We start from the raw sequence: 17,316 nt of genomic DNA on the forward strand, positions 1-17,316 counted from the left end.
GTGCTTACGGCTTGGCGGTATCAGCCGCGGTGACCTGCGAATGCTTCACCGGCTCCACGCCCAGCGAGGAGGTCGGATCCACGATCACCATCGTCTCGGTGGACCCGTCCGGCCACACCACCTGGAAGGTACTGCCGGTGGGCAGCGAAGCGAACGGCATGCCACTCTGCGCGCGATACACCGCAGCGACCTGACTGGCACCGGCACGACGCACTTCGGCATCGGCCTTGACCGAGGTCAACTGCACTTTGGACAGGCTTCGGTAACGATCGTCATAGGTGTCGATCATCACCAGACCCACTGCCCCGGCCGAGTAAGCGACAAACAACGCCACCCAGAACCAGAATTTCGCACCGTGCAGGATTCGACGGTAATTCATCGCCCATTCCTCTGCTTGACCAGCTCTTCAACCAACACGTTCATTTTCCCCGCACCTTGCCGCGATACCGCGGCGTCATACACAAAAGTGGCAAAGTCCTGCCCACCGTCCTGCGAACAGATCCCTCCGTTCGCGCAGAAATTATTCATCAGCACACTGTCGGGCCCGCACGCCATGCCCAACTCGCAGGCCGCCAGCCGCCAGGCGAGTTCGCTGAACTGATCGCCGGCCACCATGCCGCTCATCGCACTGTCGCCGCTGGCGCGCTGGCCCATGCCCGGCGCCAGTGCCATGAAGGCTTCCGGATCCCGCGACTCCATCACCCGCTCGACCAGCCCGCGACGATAGGCCGGAGCGGTTTCCAGTGGATGACCTTCGGCGAACAGCGAGGCCTCGGCCGCCAGGTTGCCGGCCTTGGCGGCCTGCAGGCGCTGGGTCAGGATCAAGGACCGGCCCAGATTGTCGCTGCTGACGAAGCCGGCGCAGCGGCGCGAAACACGCTCGCGCGCGGTCACCATCGACACGGACGCTTTCATGCCCAGCCCGGTCAACACGTCGTTGTCGAGCTGGTAGCCCCCCGGGTCCATGGCGTAGGTGGCGCAGTAGTCGTACACACGGCTGACCATCCACCCGGCCTCCGCATTGCCGTTGGCGGCCTGCAGCTGCAGGCGCTGCGCATACGCAAACAGATCGGTATCGCCTTCGATATCGGCGCGAAGGTCCAACGGCAGGCCGGAGGCCACGGCCGTGCCGCGCTCGCTGCCCAGCAGGCGCCGGGCGAGCTGCCGCGCTTCGGCCGGGACCGCGCTCGGCGCGCTGGCCGCCGTCGGTTCATCGCCCGGCGAGGCCACGTGCTCGGCATGCAGCACCCGATCGCCCGCGCGATAGCCCACCACCCCGAGCAACGCCAGGGCTGGCACGACCAGCAACCAGGTTTTGAGGGTGGGCACGAGCGCCATGGGCGGGACGTCAGAGGCTGTCAGCGATAGACAGCAGAAATGTAAGTTTAGCAAGCAGCCGCAACGCTGTCTGAACCGGTCGTCCGGCCGATCTTACCGGCCGGCGAGACGACCTCCCCACGGTACGCCGGGACCCGCGGGCCGCACTGGTCTAACATGCACGGTTTTCCGCCGGTCCCTGCCCCCATGCCCTTCCTGGAACTCACCCTGCACTGCACCGAAGCCACCCAGCCGCGCTATGAGAATGCGCTGGACGACGTGGGCGCGCTGGCGGTGACCCTGCTCGATGCCGATGCCGACACCAGCAACGAGCGCGCGATCCTGGAACCGGGCGTGGGCGAGACCCCGCTGTGGAACGATCTGGTGCTGACCGCGCTGTTCCCGGGCGATACCAATGCGCTGGCCCTGCTGGCCGCGCTGGATGCCTTCGATCCCGGCCTGGACTGGGCCAATGCCAGCTTCCGCGCCGTGGCCGACGAAGACTGGGAACGCGCCTGGATCGACCAGTTCCAGCCAATGGCCTTCGGTGACCGCACCTGGATCGTGCCGTGGAACCATGAACTTCCAGAAGCCGCGCAGGCCGAGGATGCCGCCGTGGTCCGCCTGGATCCGGGCCTGGCGTTCGGTTCGGGCACCCACCCGACCACGGCCCTGTGCCTGCGTTGGCTGGACGGCCTGGCCGCCGAGGGTGCGCTGGCCGGCAACACCGTGCTCGATTTCGGCTGCGGCTCGGGCATCCTCGCCCTGGCGGCGCTGAAGCTGGGGGCCGCGCGCGCGGTCGGCGTGGACAACGACCCGCAGGCGGTGCTCGCCACCGGTGACAACGCCGAGCGCAATGGGCTGCAGGACCGTGTGCAGGTCTACCTGCCGGACGACGAGCCGCAGGCGACGTATCCGGTCGTGGTGGCGAACATCCTCGCCTCGGCGCTTGATGCACTGGCCGATGTGCTGGCCGCGCGTGTCGCGCCGGGCGGCCGCATCGCGCTGTCGGGCATCCTGCATGGGCAGGAAGGCGAACTGCTGGAGCGCTATGCCCCGGCCTTCGAACAGCTGGCGGTGGCGCAGGACGGTGACTGGATGCGCATCACCGGCGTCCGCCGTGCTTGAATAGCCCGTCTCCTGCCCGGTCCCGTGCCCATGTCCGAGCCTCCGATGCCGCCGCGCCGCCCGATCGCCACGTTCCTGCGTCCGTCGCCGGAGGCGCCGGCCGATCCGGCCGATCCGGCTGACCGCCCGGCCGCGCCGTCTGACGCAGCACCTGCGCCGTCGGCCATGCCTGTGGACGATCGCATCGCACCGCTGGCGGTCGAACAGGTGATCGAAGCACAGCCGGTGCACGCGCCGGAACCCTCCGTCTCGGAATGGGAACGCTCACCCGCGTCCGAGCGGCACCGTGTCGCCGACGATGCGCTGGCGGCCGCGCCACTCGTTGAGACGGCAGCCCCATCGGATGACGTGCGCACCTTCAACGAGGACGCGCGCAGCACGGCCACGGCGGCCCTGCCGCCAGCCGATGCCATCACCACACCGAGCTTCCTCCGCCTGCCCGGTGCGCGCCTGCGAACGCCGGGCTGGCAGTGGGGCATGGTCGCCGGGCTGGCCGCCCTGCTGCTGGTGCAGATCGCCGTGGCCGACCGCGCCCGGCTTGCCGCCGATGCCGGCACCCGCCCGTGGATCGCCGGGCTGTGCGGTGTGCTGGGCTGTTCATTGCCAGCCTGGCGCGAGCCGGCGGCCTTCAGCATGCTCAGCCGCGATGTGCGCCCGGTGCCGGGCCAGGCCGGCGCGCTGCAGGTTCAGGCCAGCATCCGCAACGACGCGCGCTGGGCCCAGGCCTGGCCGTCGCTGCGGCTGTCGCTGTCTGATGCCGATGGCCGCGTGATCGGCACCAATGTGTTCGCGCCGGCCGACTATCTGGACCGCGCCACGGACCCGGCCGCGACGCTGGAACCGGGGCAAAGCGCGCAGATCGCCTTCCGCGTGCGCGAGCCTGCGGCGTCTACCGTCGCATTCACCTTTGAGTTCCTCTGAGGCGTCGCCGGGGCCGCCGCAGCGTGGCAGGCGGCCGACGCACGCGCTAGACTGACCCCATCACCCTTCCGCCGTGGGCTGTTGTCCGCCCCGGCTCTTGCACCGGGAAACTCCTTGAACGCTGTCCTTTCTCGTCCTGACAACAGTCGTGGCGCGCCAAAGCCACCCCTGCGCGAACACGTGGCCCAGTCGGTCAGGCGCTACCTGCGGGACCTGGATGGCTGCGATGCGGACGATGTCTACGAGATCGTATTGCGCGAGATGGAAATCCCGCTGTTCGTGGAGGTGCTCAACCACTGCGAAGGCAACCAGAGCCGCGCCGCGGCGATGCTGGGCATCCACCGCGCCACCCTGCGCAAGAAGCTGAAGGAATACGGCATCACCACCTGATGCCGGTGGGCAGGCGCTTAGTGCCTGGCGGAAAGCAGGCCGGATCGAGCAGCGCTCGGTGCCGGCCTTCGTCGTTTCTGGGGCCATGCCAGCGCCACTGGCCTACAATATGCCCCCGCTCCGCTTCGATCTCCTGCCCCCATGAGTTCCGATCTGCTGCCCGTGCGCCGGGCCCTGCTGTCTGTTTCCGACAAAACCGGTCTGATCGACCTGGCCCGCGCCCTGGCGGCGCGCAACGTGGAGCTGCTGTCCACCGGCGGCACCGCCAAGGCGATCCGCGAGGCGGGCCTGGCCGTCAAGGACGTCGCCGACGTCACCGGCTTCCCGGAAATGATGGACGGCCGGGTCAAGACCCTGCACCCGATGGTGCACGGCGGCCTGCTCGGCCGCGCCGGGCTGGATGACGCGGTGATGGCCGAACACGGCATCGGCGCGATCGACCTGCTGGTGCTGAACCTGTATCCGTTCGAGTCGGTCACCGCCAAGGCGGACTGCGCGCTTGAAGACGCCGTGGAGAACATCGACATCGGTGGCCCGGCGATGCTGCGTTCGGCGGCCAAGAACTTCGCCCGCGTCGCCGTGGCGACCGACCCGTCGCAGTACGCCGAGCTGCTGGCCGAACTGGACGCCAACGACGGCAAGCTCTCGGCCGCCAAGCGCTTCGCCTTCTCGGTGGCCGCGTTCAACCGCGTGGCCCAGTACGACGCGGCGATCAGCAACTACCTTTCTGCGGTGACCACCACCGACACCGCCGTGCCGGTGCGTGCGGAGTTCCCGGCGCAGATGAATTCGAACTTCGTGAAGGTGATGGATCTGCGCTACGGCGAGAACCCGCACCAGAGCGGCGCGTTCTATCGCGACCTGTACCCGGTGCCGGGCACGCTGGCCACGTTCCAGCAGCTGCAGGGCAAGGAACTGAGCTACAACAACCTGGCCGATGCCGATGCGGCGTGGGAATGCGTGCGTCAGTTCGACGTGCCGGCCTGCGTGATCGTCAAGCACGCCAACCCGTGCGGCGTGGCCGTGGGTGCCGGCAACGGCGATGCCTACGAGCTGGCCTACGCGACCGACCCGACCAGCGCCTTCGGCGGCATCATCGCCTTCAACCAGCCGCTGGACCTGGCCACCACGCAGGTGATCCTGGACCGTCAGTTCGTTGAAGTGCTGATCGCCCCGGACTACGCGCCGGCGGCACTGGAGTACGCGACCAAGAAGGCCAACGTGCGCGTGCTGCGCATTCCGCACGGACAGGGCCGCAACAACTACGACACCAAGCGGATCGGCTCGGGCCTGCTGATGCAGAGCGCCGACAACCGCGGCATGAGCCGCGACGAACTGACCGTGGTGAGCAAGCTGGCGCCGACCGACAAGCAGTTCGCCGATCTGCTGTTCGCCTGGAAGGTCGCCAAGTTCGTCAAATCCAACGCCATCGTGTACGCCAAGGACAACCGCACCATCGGTGTCGGCGCCGGCCAGATGAGCCGCGTCTACTCGGCGCGCATCGCGGGCATCAAGGCCGCCGATGCGAACCTGGTGGTGGAAGGCTCGGTGATGGCCTCCGATGCGTTCTTCCCGTTCCGCGATGGCATCGATGCCGCCGCTGCGGCCGGCATCAAGGCGGTGATCCAGCCGGGTGGCTCGATGCGCGACAACGAAGTGATCGCCGCGGCCGACGAACATGGCCTGGCGATGGTCTTCACCGGCGTGCGTCACTTCCGCCACTGATGGTGGCATCGACACGGATGTCGTCCTCGCTCCGCAATCGCCTCGCAGCGGTGGTCATGGCCACTGCTGCGGGGGTGCTGGGCTGCACGCCTGCCAGTGAACCGGGGGCGTCTTCCGAATCGGGCAAACCACACCGCGTGCTCGACACCACGGCGCAGCCGGAAGACACCGTCCGGGTCCGGGGCGATCACACCCAGCGCCTGCTGGCCTTCCTTCGCACGCGCTATGGCGACAAGGCCGTCCTGGATGCGCCGTGGAAGGATGCGTGGGAGGACACCGAGGTCGAGGCACTACGCCCGGTCACCCGCAGCGTGTGCGCGCGTGACACGGTCACGGCCGACGGTCATGAGCAGACCCTGCTGGCGGTGTGCCAGACCCTGGACGACGCAGCCACGGTCGAGCCGGGCCGGGTCGATCTGTATGTGCTGCGCGTGGGCACGGACGACGAAGAGGCCAACCGCGGCGGCATGTTCGCCCCACTGCCTGCCAAGGATCCGCTACTGGTGATGGCCCAGCGCCTGCAGGGCCCATACGGGCGCCACGGCGCACCCGGTACGGTCCAGATCGCGCAGCTTGGCCCGCAGCGCCATGCCTTCCAGATCACCCACGAAGAACACCGGCGCGGCCATCGGCGCGTCTGGCGCAGTTACATCGCCGAACACAATCATCGTCTGCGCGATGTCGCCCGGTACCGCGATCACCTCGACAATCTTGCCCTGCACCGCTGTGACGGCCATCCGGCCGACTGCGGCGAGGGCGTGTTCTCGGTCGACTTCAGCACGACGGTGGGCGACAGCAACGCCGTGGATGGCTACTGGCCGCTGACGGTGCGTGCCAGCGGCCACGACTGCACGGGCCCGGCGACCGCGTTCTACCACCTCATCTTTGATGCCCGGCAGCGCGCGTACCCGGTGCCGGACGACCTCCAGCGCGACGGCTGCGCCGACAGCTGAGGCCGTGGGTTGCCACGGCCACCGTCCGCCCCAATGCACCCGCCGCCCGCACCGCGTAAAATCACGTTCCTGCCCTCTTACGCGAGAACTGCATTGAAGATCTTGGTCATCGGCGCTGGCGGCCGCGAACACGCCCTGGCCTGGAAGCTGGCCCAGTCCGCGAAGGTCCGTGAGGTCATCGTCGCCCCCGGCAATGCAGGCACCGCCACCGAGCCCAAGTGCCGCAACGTGGACGTCAAGGTCACCGATCTGGACGGTCTGTTGGCGCTGGTCGGCACCGAAGGCATCAGCCTGACCGTGGTCGGCCCGGAAGTGCCGCTGGTGGCTGGTGTGGTCGATCGCTTCCGCGCCGCCGGGCACCGCATCTTCGGGCCCACCGCCGCCGCCGCGCAGTTGGAAGGCAGCAAGGCGTACGCGAAGGATTTCCTGGCCCGCCACGGGATCCCGACCGCGTTCTATGCCGTGCATACCGACATCGAACCGGCGCTGGCCTACCTGCGTGAGAAAGGCGCACCGATCGTGGTCAAGGCCGATGGTCTGGCCGCCGGCAAGGGCGTGATCGTGGCGATGACCCTGGCCGAGGCCGAGGACGCGGTGCGCGACATGCTCTCCGGCAATGCCTTCGGCGATGCTGGCGCACGCGTGGTGATCGAAGAATTCCTGGACGGCGAAGAAGCCAGCTTCATCTCGATGGTGGACGGTAAGACGGCGCTGCCGATGGCGACCTCGCAGGACCACAAGCGCGTGGGCGACGGTGACACCGGCCCGAACACCGGCGGCATGGGCGCGTACTCGCCGGCCCCGGTGGTGACCGATGAAGTGCATGCGCGCGTGATGCGCGAGGTGGTCAACCCGACCGTGCAGGGCATGATCGCCGACGGCATTCCGTTCACCGGCTTCCTCTATGCCGGCCTGATGATCGATGCCAGCGGCGCGCCGAAGGTGATCGAGTTCAACGTGCGCTTTGGCGACCCGGAAACCCAGCCGGTGATGCTGCGCCTGCAGTCGGACCTGGTGGATCTGGTCGAAGCGGCGATCGACGAGCGCCTGGACACCGTGGAGGCGCAGTGGGATCCGCGCCCGTCGCTGGGTGTGGTGATGGCGGCCTCGCCCTATCCGGAGACCCCGATCACCGGTGACGTGATCCACGGCCTGGACGCTGTGGCGGCGACGGCCAAGGTATTCCATGCCGGCACCACGCTGGACGCGCAGGGCCAGGTGCTCAGCGCCGGCGGCCGTGTGCTGTGCGTGGCTGCACTGGGCGGCACGGTGGGCGAGGCACAGCGCAACGCCTACGCCGGCGTCGGTGCCATCCACTGGGCCCATGAGTTCCACCGTAGCGATATCGGCTGGCGGGCGATTGCGCGCGAGCAGGGCTGACCTGGCACGGTCGGGGCCACGACCGATCGAAGCACTGCCCTGAACGCCAGAAAGCAAAAAGGCCCGGCATCAGCCGGGCCTTTTTGCGTAACCACGCCAGTCACTGCATCACGCAGTAAACAGCGCCTTCATCTTCTTCAGCGCGTTCGCCTCGACCTGGCGGATGCGTTCGGCCGACACGCCGTACTCATCGGCCAGCTCCTGCAGCGTCACCTTGCTGTCCGCGTCCAACCAGCGACGGCGGATGATGTCGCGCGAACGCGCATCCAGTTCGGCCATGCCTTCGCGCAGCAGCTGCAGCTGATTGTCTTCGCTGTCCATCCGCTCGTACGCCATCGAAGGATCTTCTTCGTTGGCGCGCAGGTAGGCAGCCGGCGACGGCGGCGCATGATCGTCATCGTCATCGCTGGAGAGATCGAAACCGATATCGCGACCCGACAGGCGCGACTCCATCTCGAGCACTTCACGCTCGGACACGTTCAGGTCCTTGGCCACCGCGCTGACTTCGGCCGCGTTCATCCAGCCCAGGCGGGTCTTGGACTTGCGCAGGTTGAAGAACAGCTTGCGCTGCGCCTTGGTCGTGGCGACCTTGACGATGCGCCAGTTCTTGAGGATGAACTCGTGCATTTCCGCACGGATCCAGTGCACCGCGAACGACACCAGGCGAACGCCCATGTCCGGGTCGAAGCGCTTCACCGCCTTCATCAGGCCGATGTTGCCTTCCTGGATCAGGTCGCCCAGCGCCAGGCCATAGCCGTTGTAGCCACGGGCGACGTGCACCACGAAGCGCAGGTGGGAATGGACCAGCTCGCGCGCGGCGTCCAGATCCAGCTCGTCGCGGAAGCGGCGGGCCAGATCCTGCTCGTCATCGACCGACAGCACCGGGATCTGGTGCACGGCACCGATGTAGGCGTCCAGCGAACCGAGCGCACTGGGAATCGGGAGATTGTTTGCCACAAGGGCAGTAGAGGTGTTCTGGCTCATAGCACTCATCTTAGCAGTCCCGGAATTGGACTGCTAAAGGGGAAAGAAGTTCCAGCGTTCTGTTCATGGGACGCTGGCACCGAAGACACCTATAACGTACCGCGAAATGATGACAGTGGCGAGAGGCTGGAAACAAACCATCAAACCCCATGAAATCAACAGGATAGACGGATGAATTGGGCGCTGGCGCGTGTTTTCTGGCTGAACAGGCTGCCGGATGCGCCCATTCAGCCCGGAAAGGTTGTCGGCAGTTCAGCCAGGCATGGCCTGGCTCTACCCCCTGCGCCACCGCTACGCGTGGCAGGCCCAAACCCACCGACGCCTGGTAATAGCCCGCCATGTTCAACCCGCAAGCGGCAGGTGGCGCACTCCATCATCGCGATGCTGGCCGTCCAGATGACGACCGCCAGTGATTACGCCGCCGGCTCCAGCGCGGCACGCGGCGGCAGCGACCAGTCGATGCGCGCGTTGCCGCGGCGCTGCAGGTAGTCATTGGCCATCGAAAAATGACGGCAGCCCAGGAAGCCGCGATGCGCCGACAGCGGCGAAGGGTGCGGTGCCTTGAGCACGCGGTGCCGGCCGGTATCGATGACCTTGCCCTTCTGCTGGGCGTAACTGCCCCACAACAGGAACACCAGGCCCTCGCGCTCGCGGTTGAGCGTGTCCACCACATGGTCGGTGAAGCCCTCCCAGCCACGCCGCTGGTGAGAGCCGGCGTTGCCCGCCTCCACCGTCAACACCGCATTGAGCAGCAGCACCCCACGGTGCGCCCACGGCAGCAGGCAGCCGTGGTCCGGGCGCGGGATGCCCAGATCGGCTTCGATCTCTTTGTAGATGTTCAGCAGCGATGGCGGCACCGGTACGCCCGGCATGACCGAGAAACTCAGGCCGTGGGCCTGGCCATGCCCGTGATACGGATCCTGGCCGAGGATGACCACCTTGACCTGGTCGAAGGGCGTGGCGTCGAACGCGGCGAAGATCTGCGGGCCAGGGGGAAACACCTGGGCACCGGCCGCCTTGCGCTGGCGCAGGAACGCGGAGAGTTCGCGCATGTCCGGGCGCAGCAGGTAATCACCGATACGCGTCTTCCAGCTCGGTTCGAGCTGGATGCTGGGCACTACATCGTCATTCATCGCACTACAGGCTTTTCGTTGAGGCGGGACAGGCGCAGCTGGAACAGCACCTTGGTGATGAGCAGGCGCTCTTCGATCGGCTTCTGGACCAGATCGTTGGCACCGGCCTGGAGCAGGCCGGACTGGTTGTGCGGGTTGCCGTCGCCGGTCATGACCAGCACCGGCAGGCGGCGCTTGCCGTAGCCGAAGTCCACGCGCACGCGCTGCACCACATCACGGCCACTGAGCTCGCCCTTGAGCGTGACATCGGTGAGCACCAGATCGATGCGGTGGCTGCTGCGGCCGAGCGACTCGGCGGTGAGCAGCGCGAAGGCATCTTCGGCAGTGAGCACGTGCAGCACGTTCAGGCCCTGCCGTTCTAGCATGCGCTTGGTCGCCTCGGCGACGACGCGGCTGTCTTCGACATACAGGATCGTGGCGCCCGGAATGGTCTCTGGCTGCACATAGCCACGGATGAAGGTGGCCAGGGCTTCGTGACCGAGCGCCTTGTCGAAATAATCGGTGACGTACTCGGTGAAGCGGCGCTGTTCCAGATGCTGCTGCGCGTCGCCGGAGACCACGATGACCGGCACGTAGGCCTGGCCCGCCGCGTCGCGCACGATGCGCGCCAGGTCCAGCCCGTCGCCATCGCTCAGGGTGAGCGAGGTGGTGACCAGACTGACCGGCCCGGCATCCAGCGCCGCACGCGCCTCGGCGATGCTCGCACAGCCCACCACCTCCACGGCCGGCAGTTCGCGCTGCAGCACATCGGCAATCAACTTGCGGACCAGCCTGGAGCCGTCGACGACCATCACGCGCGGGGCGTCGTCGGCGAGGTGCTTGAGGGCTTGCGGACGCATGCGGGCCTCAGGTTTCGGTCGGACGGGTCTGGCGCAGGAAATGCCCCGTCACCAGCCAGGCGCCCAGCCAGCCCAGCACCACGGTGCCGAGCAGCACGAACGAGGAATGCAGCAGGTCCAGACCATGCAGCACGAAGGGGCTGCCATAACTCTGCGAGAGCGCCGCCAGCGGCGGACGCAGCGCCAGCCCGGCCGCACCGATCAGCGCGAGGGCGACCGCGCCGGCGCCCAGGCCGTACCACGCGCCCAGATACAGGAACGGGCGGCGGATGAAGCCATCGCTGGCGCCGAGCAGCTGCAGCACGCCGATCTCATCGCGGCGCGCCTGGATGTCCAGGCGTACGGTGTTACCGACCACCAGTGCGGCACCGAGGCCGAGCAGCACCGACAGCACCTGCACCAGGCGCGTACCAAAGCCCAGCCAGCCATCCAGGCGTTTGCGCCACAACGCATCGTGCTGGACCAGATCGGCCTGCGGCAGGCCTTCCAGCGACTGCGCCAGGCGCGCATCGTCGGCGCCCTCGCCCGGGGTCACGATCAGCAGGGTCGGCAGCGGATTGTCATGCAGTGCATCGATGGCCTCACCGAGCCCGGCGCTCTCGCGCAGCTCGGCCAGGCCCTGCTCCGGGGTCTGCACGGTGACGTTGGCCACGTCGGCGCGACCGCGCAGGGCCTCGGCCACCTGGCGGGCCGCATCGGCACCGGCGTCGGTCTTCAGAAAGAGGTTGATGTCGCGCGACTGCTGCACGCTGCCGGCGAAGTGCTTGAGGTTGTCCAGCGCGATCGACAGGCCCAGCGGCAGGGCCAGCGCGAGCGCCATGACCATCACCGTGAGCAGCGTCGCCCACGGCTTGCGCCACGCACGGCCGAGGCTGAAGACCACGCTGTGGCCGTGATGGTGCAGCCACACGCCCAAGCGCGAGGGCGCGGCGGTTTCCTTGGTCACCGGAGTATTCATTCGGCCAGGTCCTGCGGCGAGATGTCATCGACCAGGCGGCCGTGATCCAGGATCAGCACGCGCTTGCGCATGCGTCGCAGCAGGGCCAGATCGTGGCTGACCACCAGCACGCTGGTGCCGCGATCGGGCAACTCGGCAAACAACGCCATGATTTCCGCCGCCAACGTGGGATCGAGATTGCCGGTGGGCTCATCGGCGACCAGCAGCGTGGGCTCGCCGACAATCGCACGGGCGATACCGACGCGCTGCTGTTCACCGGCCGACAGCTGCGAGGGCAGGGCTTTTTCGCGATGGCCCAGGCCCATGCGTTCGAGTACCGAGCGCACGCGCTTGCCGATCTCGTTGCGGCGGGTGCCGCGCAGGATCAACGGCAGGGCGACGTTCTCGGCGATGCTGCGGTCCATCAGCAGCCGATGGTCCTGGTACACCGCACCGACCTCGCGCCGATGCCGCGGAATACTTCCGCCGCGCACCTTCAGCAGGTTGCGCTCATTGAAGATCACCGCGCCGCGGCTGGGCCGCTCGTCGAGATGGATCAACTTGAGCAGGGTGCTCTTGCCCGCACCGGAATGGCCGGTGACGAACAGCATTTCCCCGGGGGCGACATCGAAGCTGACGTCCACCAGTGCCTGGTGGCCGCCCGCATATTGTTTGCTGACATTGTCAAAACGCAGGACGCTCATCCCCTGATTATGCAGGACGAGGGTGGCGGCGTGGAGGTCGGGCGTCAGACGGTAGGTGCCGACCGTTGGTCGGGGGAAGCGCCATCGCATTCGCGCTGTCGCCCCACGGTTCGCTGCGCAAACCGTGGGCCCCTCTCATCAGCACCCGATCCCCCGTCGCTTCGCGACCGCCCCCTTACCAAGGGGGCTATACCCCCCAGGCATCGCGGGTCGCGCGTCCGGTCTTACGAACCGGACAGCATCCGGCGGATCTTGCGGCCCAGGCGGGTCAGGAACGAGGCGCCCGGATCGGCGGCGGGCGTGCCGCGCATCGGCTTGGCGGTCACCTGCACCGGGGTCACCGGGCCGGTGGCTGCCGCGCCCTCGGCACCTTCGACCGGACGGCCGTGGCGACGACGACGACGCTTGCGCGGCGCGCGCTCACCTTCCACCGCCGGGCTGCCATCGGCAGACGGCGCGGCGGTCGGGGCCAGCTGCGGCTTGAGCTCGGCCTCGACGGCAGCGACCGGCTGCTCGCCTTCCACGCGCGGCTTGCGCTCGCGACGCGGCTTGCCATCGGCACTGCGCTCGCCCGGTGCGCGGCGCTCGCCACGGCCACCGGCCGGCTTGCCGCCACGGCTGCTGCCACCGCCACGACGCTGCTCTTCGGCGGCACGCGCTTCGCGTGCTTCGCGGAAGATCTGGCCGACGCTTTCGTTCTCGTCGCCCTCGGCATCACCCTCGCCTTCCGGCGACGGTGCACGCGGCGCGCGCGGGATCGGGGTCAGGATTTCGCTGGTGACCGGCTCGACCGGGATCTTCTGCTCGATGTAGGCCTCGATATCCGGCAGGCCCATCGCGTAGCGCTCGCAGGCGAAGCTGATCGCATCGCCTTCTTCGCCCAGGCGCGCGGTACGGCCGATACGGTGCACGTAGTCTTCCGCATCGAACGGCAGATCGTAGTTGTAGACGTACTTGATGCCGTCGATGTGCAGGCCGCGGGCGGCGACATCGGTGGCCACCAGGATTTCCAGCTGGCCCTTCTGGAAGCGGTTGAGCAGGCTCTCACGCTTCTTCTGCGGCACATCGCCGGACAGCACGCCGACGCGGTAGCCGGCCTTTTCCAGCGAACGCGCCACGCGCTCGACGAACACCTTGGTGTTGACGAACACCATGGTGCGGGCACCTTCGCTGCGCGAGAGCAGGCCCAGCAGCAGCGGGATCTTTTCTTCGTCGGCCGGGAAATAGATGCGCTGGCGCACGCGGGCGGCGGTGATAGATTCGCTCTCCACCACCAGCTTCTGCGGCTCGTTCATGTGCTCATAGGCCAGCTCCAGCACGCGATGGCTGAGCGTGGCGCTGAACAGCAGCGTCTGGCGCGTGCTGCGCTCGGGCATGCGGCGCAGCAGGAAGCGGATGTCCTTGATGAAGCCCAGGTCGAACATGCGGTCGGCTTCGTCGAGCACGCAGATCTCGCAGGCGTGCAGCGAAACCACCTTGTGCTGCTTGACGTAGTCGATCAGGCGGCCGGGGGTGGCGATGATCACGTCCACGCCCTGCTGCAGGATTTCGCGCTGCTTGTCGTAATCCACACCGCCGTAGACCAGCGCAAAGCGCAGGCCGAGGTCGGAGCCGAACTTCACAGCATCCTTGTGGATCTGGATCGCCAGTTCGCGGGTCGGGGCCAGGATCAGCGCGCGCGGGTCTTCCGGCTTGCGGTCGGCCAGCGCCGGGCGGGTCAGCAGGCGGTTCACCACGGCGACCAGGAAGGCCAGGGTCTTGCCGGTGCCGGTCTGGGCCTGGCCGGCGACGTCGCCGCCGGGCAGCGCGACCGGCAGGGTCAGCGCCTGGATGGGCGTGCAACGGGTGAATCCGGCTCCTTCAAGGCCGGCCTGCAGGGCCGGATGCAGCTCGAAGGAGGAGAAGGTCAAATCGGTCAGCGGTTTGTCGCTCATGAGTCCGTCTTGGTAAGGCCAGCCGGCAGAGGTGCGGGTGGCTTGCATCATCTTGGGGGGCACCGTCGCAAACGGCCCCTGCGCCGGGATTGGCGGGGCCGGACTCGGGTCCAGGGCGCCGCGCAATGCCCCAGTTTAGCGCAATGTCGGCGGCAAACCGGGATCCCCCGTCGCTAGACCCCGTGAGAATGCCCGTCCAGCGCGCCATTACAGCGCGTTGGCACGGCTGGCGTGCGCTCTGCACCTCGTATTCACCCGCCCTGCCGCCGGTTGAACGGCGCGGCGGGCGGGGCTGGAACCGTCGTGCTGGCCCCCGCATATCAACCGGGATCGTCGCGATAACGCAGGTGGGCGATCACGGGACGCTTCTTTCCAACCAGCGTCTGTCCGGTCACGGCGATAGCGGTACACTGCGCCCCGTGAGCGTCCAGGCATCCGCCGAACGCACCGCTGGCCGCCCGCGGCCACGAGGCACCAGACGAGGGTGACGCCCGGTTGGCGTTGCCCAAATTCAACTTCCTCCGGCCCTGCCGGGTGCATTACCAGACGAGAAACCAAGATGAGCGACAAGGTTGTACATGTCGGCGACGCCGACTTTGATAGCGCAGTGCTGAATTCCAAGGAACCGGTGCTGGTCGATTTCTGGGCCGAATGGTGTGGTCCCTGCAAGATGATCGCCCCGGCGCTGGATGAACTGGCCGACGCCTACAACGGCCGCGCCAAGATCGCCAAGGTCAACGTGGACCAGAACCGCGCCCTGGCCGCCAAGTACCACGTGCGCTCGATCCCGATGCTGCTGGTGTTCAAGGACGGCGAAGTCCAGGCCCAGCAGATCGGTGCCGTCGGCAAGGCCCAGCTGGCCGGCATGCTCGACAAGGCCCTGGCCTGATCGCAGCGGGCAGCCGGCACCGTCCGGCTGCCACGCGGGCCCGTCGCCCGCATGAATGACCCTGCCCCACCCGGCTTGCGCGCCGCCGCGAGCCGGTGTTAGTGTCGGCATATCCGGCCGCATTCGCGCGCCGCATCTTCTGGACGCAGTTTCCTTCCAGATCCTTTCCCAACGTTCGCCGCCCTGCCGGGCGCTCGCACCTTCTAGCGAGGAATCCAGCACTTGTCCGATATCACTACTTCCGAACCCGGGAGCGCCGACGCGCCCGCCGAGAAGCGCGTGCGCAAGCCGCGCGTCGCCAAGGCCGCCGCCAACACCGCTGCCGACGCCGGTTCCCCCCCCTCACAACCCGCTCTGCCTCTGGCTGCCGCGTCTGACGCGCCGGCGCCGGCTGCTGCTCCTTCGGCAGCCCCGCAGGCATCGGCGCCGGCAGCTTCTGCCGGTGGCGACGCATCGCCCTCGCAGGGCGGTGGTCAGCAGGACACCGGCGACGGTGGCCAGCGCAACCAGAATGGCCGGCACCAGAACCCGCAGGGCGGGCAGAACCCGTACCAGCAGGGCCAGGGCCAGAACCAAGGCCAAGGCCAAGGCCAGGGTCAGGGCAACCGCCGCGACCGTTTCCGCAATCGCCGTGACCGCAACCGCGGTGGCGATCGCTACAACGACGACGGCATGCCCCAGGACAACGGCGAACAGCAGCCGTTCGTGCGCAGCCAGCAGGCCAACGTGCCCGAAGGCTTCCCGGTCTATTCGCTGAGTGACCTCAAGCGCATGCCGGCACAGAAGCTGCTGGAAATCGCCGAACAGCTGCAGATCTCCGAAGGCGTGGCCCGTGCCCGCAAGCAGGACGTGATCTTCGCCCTGCTCAAGGTGCTGACCCGTCATGGCGACGGCGTTGCCGCCGACGGCGTGCTGGAAATCCTGCCGGACGGCTTCGGCTTCCTGCGCGCGGCCGAAGCCAGCTACCTGGCCGGCCCGGACGATACCTACATTTCGCCCAGCCAGATCCGCCGCTTCAACCTGCGCACCGGCGACCACCTGTCCGGCCGCATCCGCTTCCCGAAGGACGGCGAGCGCTACTTCGCGCTGTCGATCGTGGACACCATCAACGGTGAGCCGCTGGAAGCGTCCAAGAACAAGGTGCTGTTCGAGAACCTGACCCCGCTGTTCCCGCGCAAGCGCTTCACCCTGGAACGCGGCAACGGTTCGTCCGAAGACATCACCGGCCGCATCCTCGATCTGATGGCACCGCAGGGCAAGGGTCAGCGTTCGCTGATCGTCTCCCAGCCCAAGGCCGGCAAGACGATGATGATGCAGCAGGTGGCCACGGCGATCACCACCAATCATCCGGACGTGCACCTGATCGTGCTGCTGATCGATGAGCGCCCGGAAGAAGTGACGGAAATGCAGCGCACCGTGCGCGGCGAAGTCATCAGCTCCACCTTCGACGAACCGGCTGCGCGCCACGTGCAGGTCGCCGAAATGGTAATCGAGCGGGCCAAGCGCCTGGTCGAGCACAAGAAGGACGTGGTGATCCTGCTCGACTCGATCACCCGCCTGGCGCGTGCCTACAACAACGTGGTGCCCAGCTCCGGCAAGGTGCTCACCGGTGGTGTGGACGCCAACGCCCTGCACCGTCCGAAGCGCTTCTTCGGCGCGGCGCGTAACGTGGAGGAAGGCGGCAGCCTGACCATCATCGCTACCGCGCTGGTCGATACCGGCAGCAAGATGGACGAGGTGATCTACGAAGAGTTCAAGGGCACCGGCAACAGCGAAGTGCACCTGAGCCGTCGCATCTCCGAAAAGCGCGTGTTCCCGGCGATCGACATCAACCGCTCGGGTACCCGCCGCGAAGATCTGCTGATCGAACCGGAACTGCTGCAGAAGATCTGGATCCTGCGCAAGCTGCTGCATCCGATGGATGAAATGGCCGCAATGGAATTCCTGCTCGACAAGATGAAGAACACCAAGTCCAACGACGAGTTCTTCGGTTCGATGAAGCGCTGATCGGCGCAGCATCCGGACAGAAAGAGGCCCCGCATTGCGGGGTCTTTTTCGTTGAGAGGGTGCCCGGGTAGTGCC

General features: G+C 67.5%; 16 protein-coding genes. 8 read left to right on the forward strand and 8 right to left on the reverse strand.

Annotated features, from left to right (window positions below):
- Positions 1 to 4: 4 nt before the first annotated feature.
- Together ABE472_RS05935 and ABE472_RS05940 are read right to left on the reverse strand one after the other, a co-directional pair.
- The gene (locus ABE472_RS05935) at positions 5 to 379 is read right to left on the reverse strand and encodes a hypothetical protein (protein ID WP_313211322.1); all 375 of its coding nucleotides are present in this window, start codon (positions 377 to 379) and stop codon (positions 5 to 7) included.
- Positions 376 to 1,338, reverse strand: coding sequence for a hypothetical protein (locus ABE472_RS05940; RefSeq protein ID WP_313219459.1), 963 nt, complete (start codon positions 1,336 to 1,338; stop codon positions 376 to 378). Before ABE472_RS05940 ends, ABE472_RS05935 begins: the two co-directional genes overlap by 4 nt.
- A gap of 186 nt (positions 1,339 to 1,524) precedes the next feature.
- Here ABE472_RS05940 and prmA point away from each other — a divergent pair, with 186 nt between their 5' ends.
- The 6 genes from prmA to purD all read left to right on the forward strand — a co-directional run bounded on the left by prmA (position 1,525) and on the right by purD (position 7,814).
- Entirely contained in the window at positions 1,525 to 2,445 is a 921-nt protein-coding gene (gene prmA / locus ABE472_RS05945; RefSeq protein WP_313219458.1) for a 50S ribosomal protein L11 methyltransferase, read from the forward strand.
- Positions 2,446 to 2,475: 30 nt separating this feature from the next.
- On the forward strand, positions 2,476 to 3,366 hold the full coding sequence (locus ABE472_RS05950; RefSeq protein WP_346465870.1) for a DUF3426 domain-containing protein: 891 nt from the start codon (positions 2,476 to 2,478) through the stop codon (positions 3,364 to 3,366).
- 114 nt (positions 3,367 to 3,480) lie between these two features.
- A complete protein-coding gene (fis, locus tag ABE472_RS05955) occupies positions 3,481 to 3,756 on the forward strand; it encodes a DNA-binding transcriptional regulator Fis (RefSeq protein ID WP_123730002.1) in 276 nt (91 codons plus the stop codon).
- 141 nt (positions 3,757 to 3,897) lie between these two features.
- Positions 3,898 to 5,481: a bifunctional phosphoribosylaminoimidazolecarboxamide formyltransferase/IMP cyclohydrolase gene (gene purH, locus ABE472_RS05960; protein ID WP_313211326.1), complete on the forward strand. Its 1,584-nt coding sequence runs from the start codon at positions 3,898 to 3,900 to the stop codon at positions 5,479 to 5,481.
- A gap of 17 nt (positions 5,482 to 5,498) precedes the next feature.
- The gene (locus tag ABE472_RS05965; RefSeq protein ID WP_346465871.1) at positions 5,499 to 6,434 is read left to right on the forward strand and encodes a hypothetical protein; all 936 of its coding nucleotides are present in this window, start codon (positions 5,499 to 5,501) and stop codon (positions 6,432 to 6,434) included.
- A gap of 93 nt (positions 6,435 to 6,527) precedes the next feature.
- Entirely contained in the window at positions 6,528 to 7,814 is a 1,287-nt protein-coding gene (gene purD / locus ABE472_RS05970) for a phosphoribosylamine--glycine ligase (protein ID WP_346465872.1), read from the forward strand.
- Positions 7,815 to 7,922: 108 nt separating this feature from the next.
- Here purD and rpoH read toward each other — a convergent pair whose 3' ends face one another.
- The 6 genes from rpoH to rhlB all read right to left on the reverse strand — a co-directional run bounded on the left by rpoH (position 7,923) and on the right by rhlB (position 14,345).
- The gene (gene rpoH / locus ABE472_RS05975) at positions 7,923 to 8,798 is read right to left on the reverse strand and encodes an RNA polymerase sigma factor RpoH (protein ID WP_019183519.1); all 876 of its coding nucleotides are present in this window, start codon (positions 8,796 to 8,798) and stop codon (positions 7,923 to 7,925) included.
- A gap of 413 nt (positions 8,799 to 9,211) precedes the next feature.
- Entirely contained in the window at positions 9,212 to 9,931 is a 720-nt protein-coding gene (ung, locus tag ABE472_RS05980) for a uracil-DNA glycosylase (protein WP_284128706.1), read from the reverse strand.
- Positions 9,928 to 10,770 carry a response regulator gene (locus ABE472_RS05985; RefSeq protein WP_313211329.1) on the reverse strand — a complete coding sequence of 281 codons (843 nt, stop codon included), beginning with the start codon at positions 10,768 to 10,770 and terminating at the stop codon, positions 9,928 to 9,930. Before ABE472_RS05985 ends, ung begins: the two co-directional genes overlap by 4 nt.
- Positions 10,771 to 10,777: 7 nt before the next feature.
- Complete coding sequence (gene ftsX / locus ABE472_RS05990; protein ID WP_346465873.1) at positions 10,778 to 11,728, reverse strand: permease-like cell division protein FtsX; 951 nt, start codon at positions 11,726 to 11,728, stop codon at positions 10,778 to 10,780.
- On the reverse strand, positions 11,725 to 12,411 hold the full coding sequence (ftsE, locus tag ABE472_RS05995; protein ID WP_121040406.1) for a cell division ATP-binding protein FtsE: 687 nt from the start codon (positions 12,409 to 12,411) through the stop codon (positions 11,725 to 11,727). The genes ftsX and ftsE overlap by 4 nt, the downstream gene beginning before the upstream one ends.
- Before the next feature lie 224 nt (positions 12,412 to 12,635).
- Entirely contained in the window at positions 12,636 to 14,345 is a 1,710-nt protein-coding gene (gene rhlB, locus ABE472_RS06000; protein ID WP_346465874.1) for an ATP-dependent RNA helicase RhlB, read from the reverse strand.
- Between the two features lie 559 nt (positions 14,346 to 14,904).
- On the opposite strand from rhlB, the gene trxA reads away from it, so the two are divergent.
- A complete protein-coding gene (trxA, locus tag ABE472_RS06005; protein ID WP_019183509.1) occupies positions 14,905 to 15,234 on the forward strand; it encodes a thioredoxin TrxA in 330 nt (109 codons plus the stop codon).
- Positions 15,235 to 15,456: 222 nt separating this feature from the next.
- Positions 15,457 to 17,241 (forward strand): transcription termination factor Rho, encoded by a 1,785-nt coding sequence (rho, locus tag ABE472_RS06010; protein WP_346465875.1) that lies wholly within the window; start codon positions 15,457 to 15,459, stop codon positions 17,239 to 17,241.
- The last annotated feature ends 75 nt before the right edge of the window (positions 17,242 to 17,316 follow it).

The organism is Stenotrophomonas sp. TWI809 (assembly GCF_039673205.1).
Taxonomy (GTDB): Bacteria; Pseudomonadota; Gammaproteobacteria; order Xanthomonadales; family Xanthomonadaceae; genus Stenotrophomonas.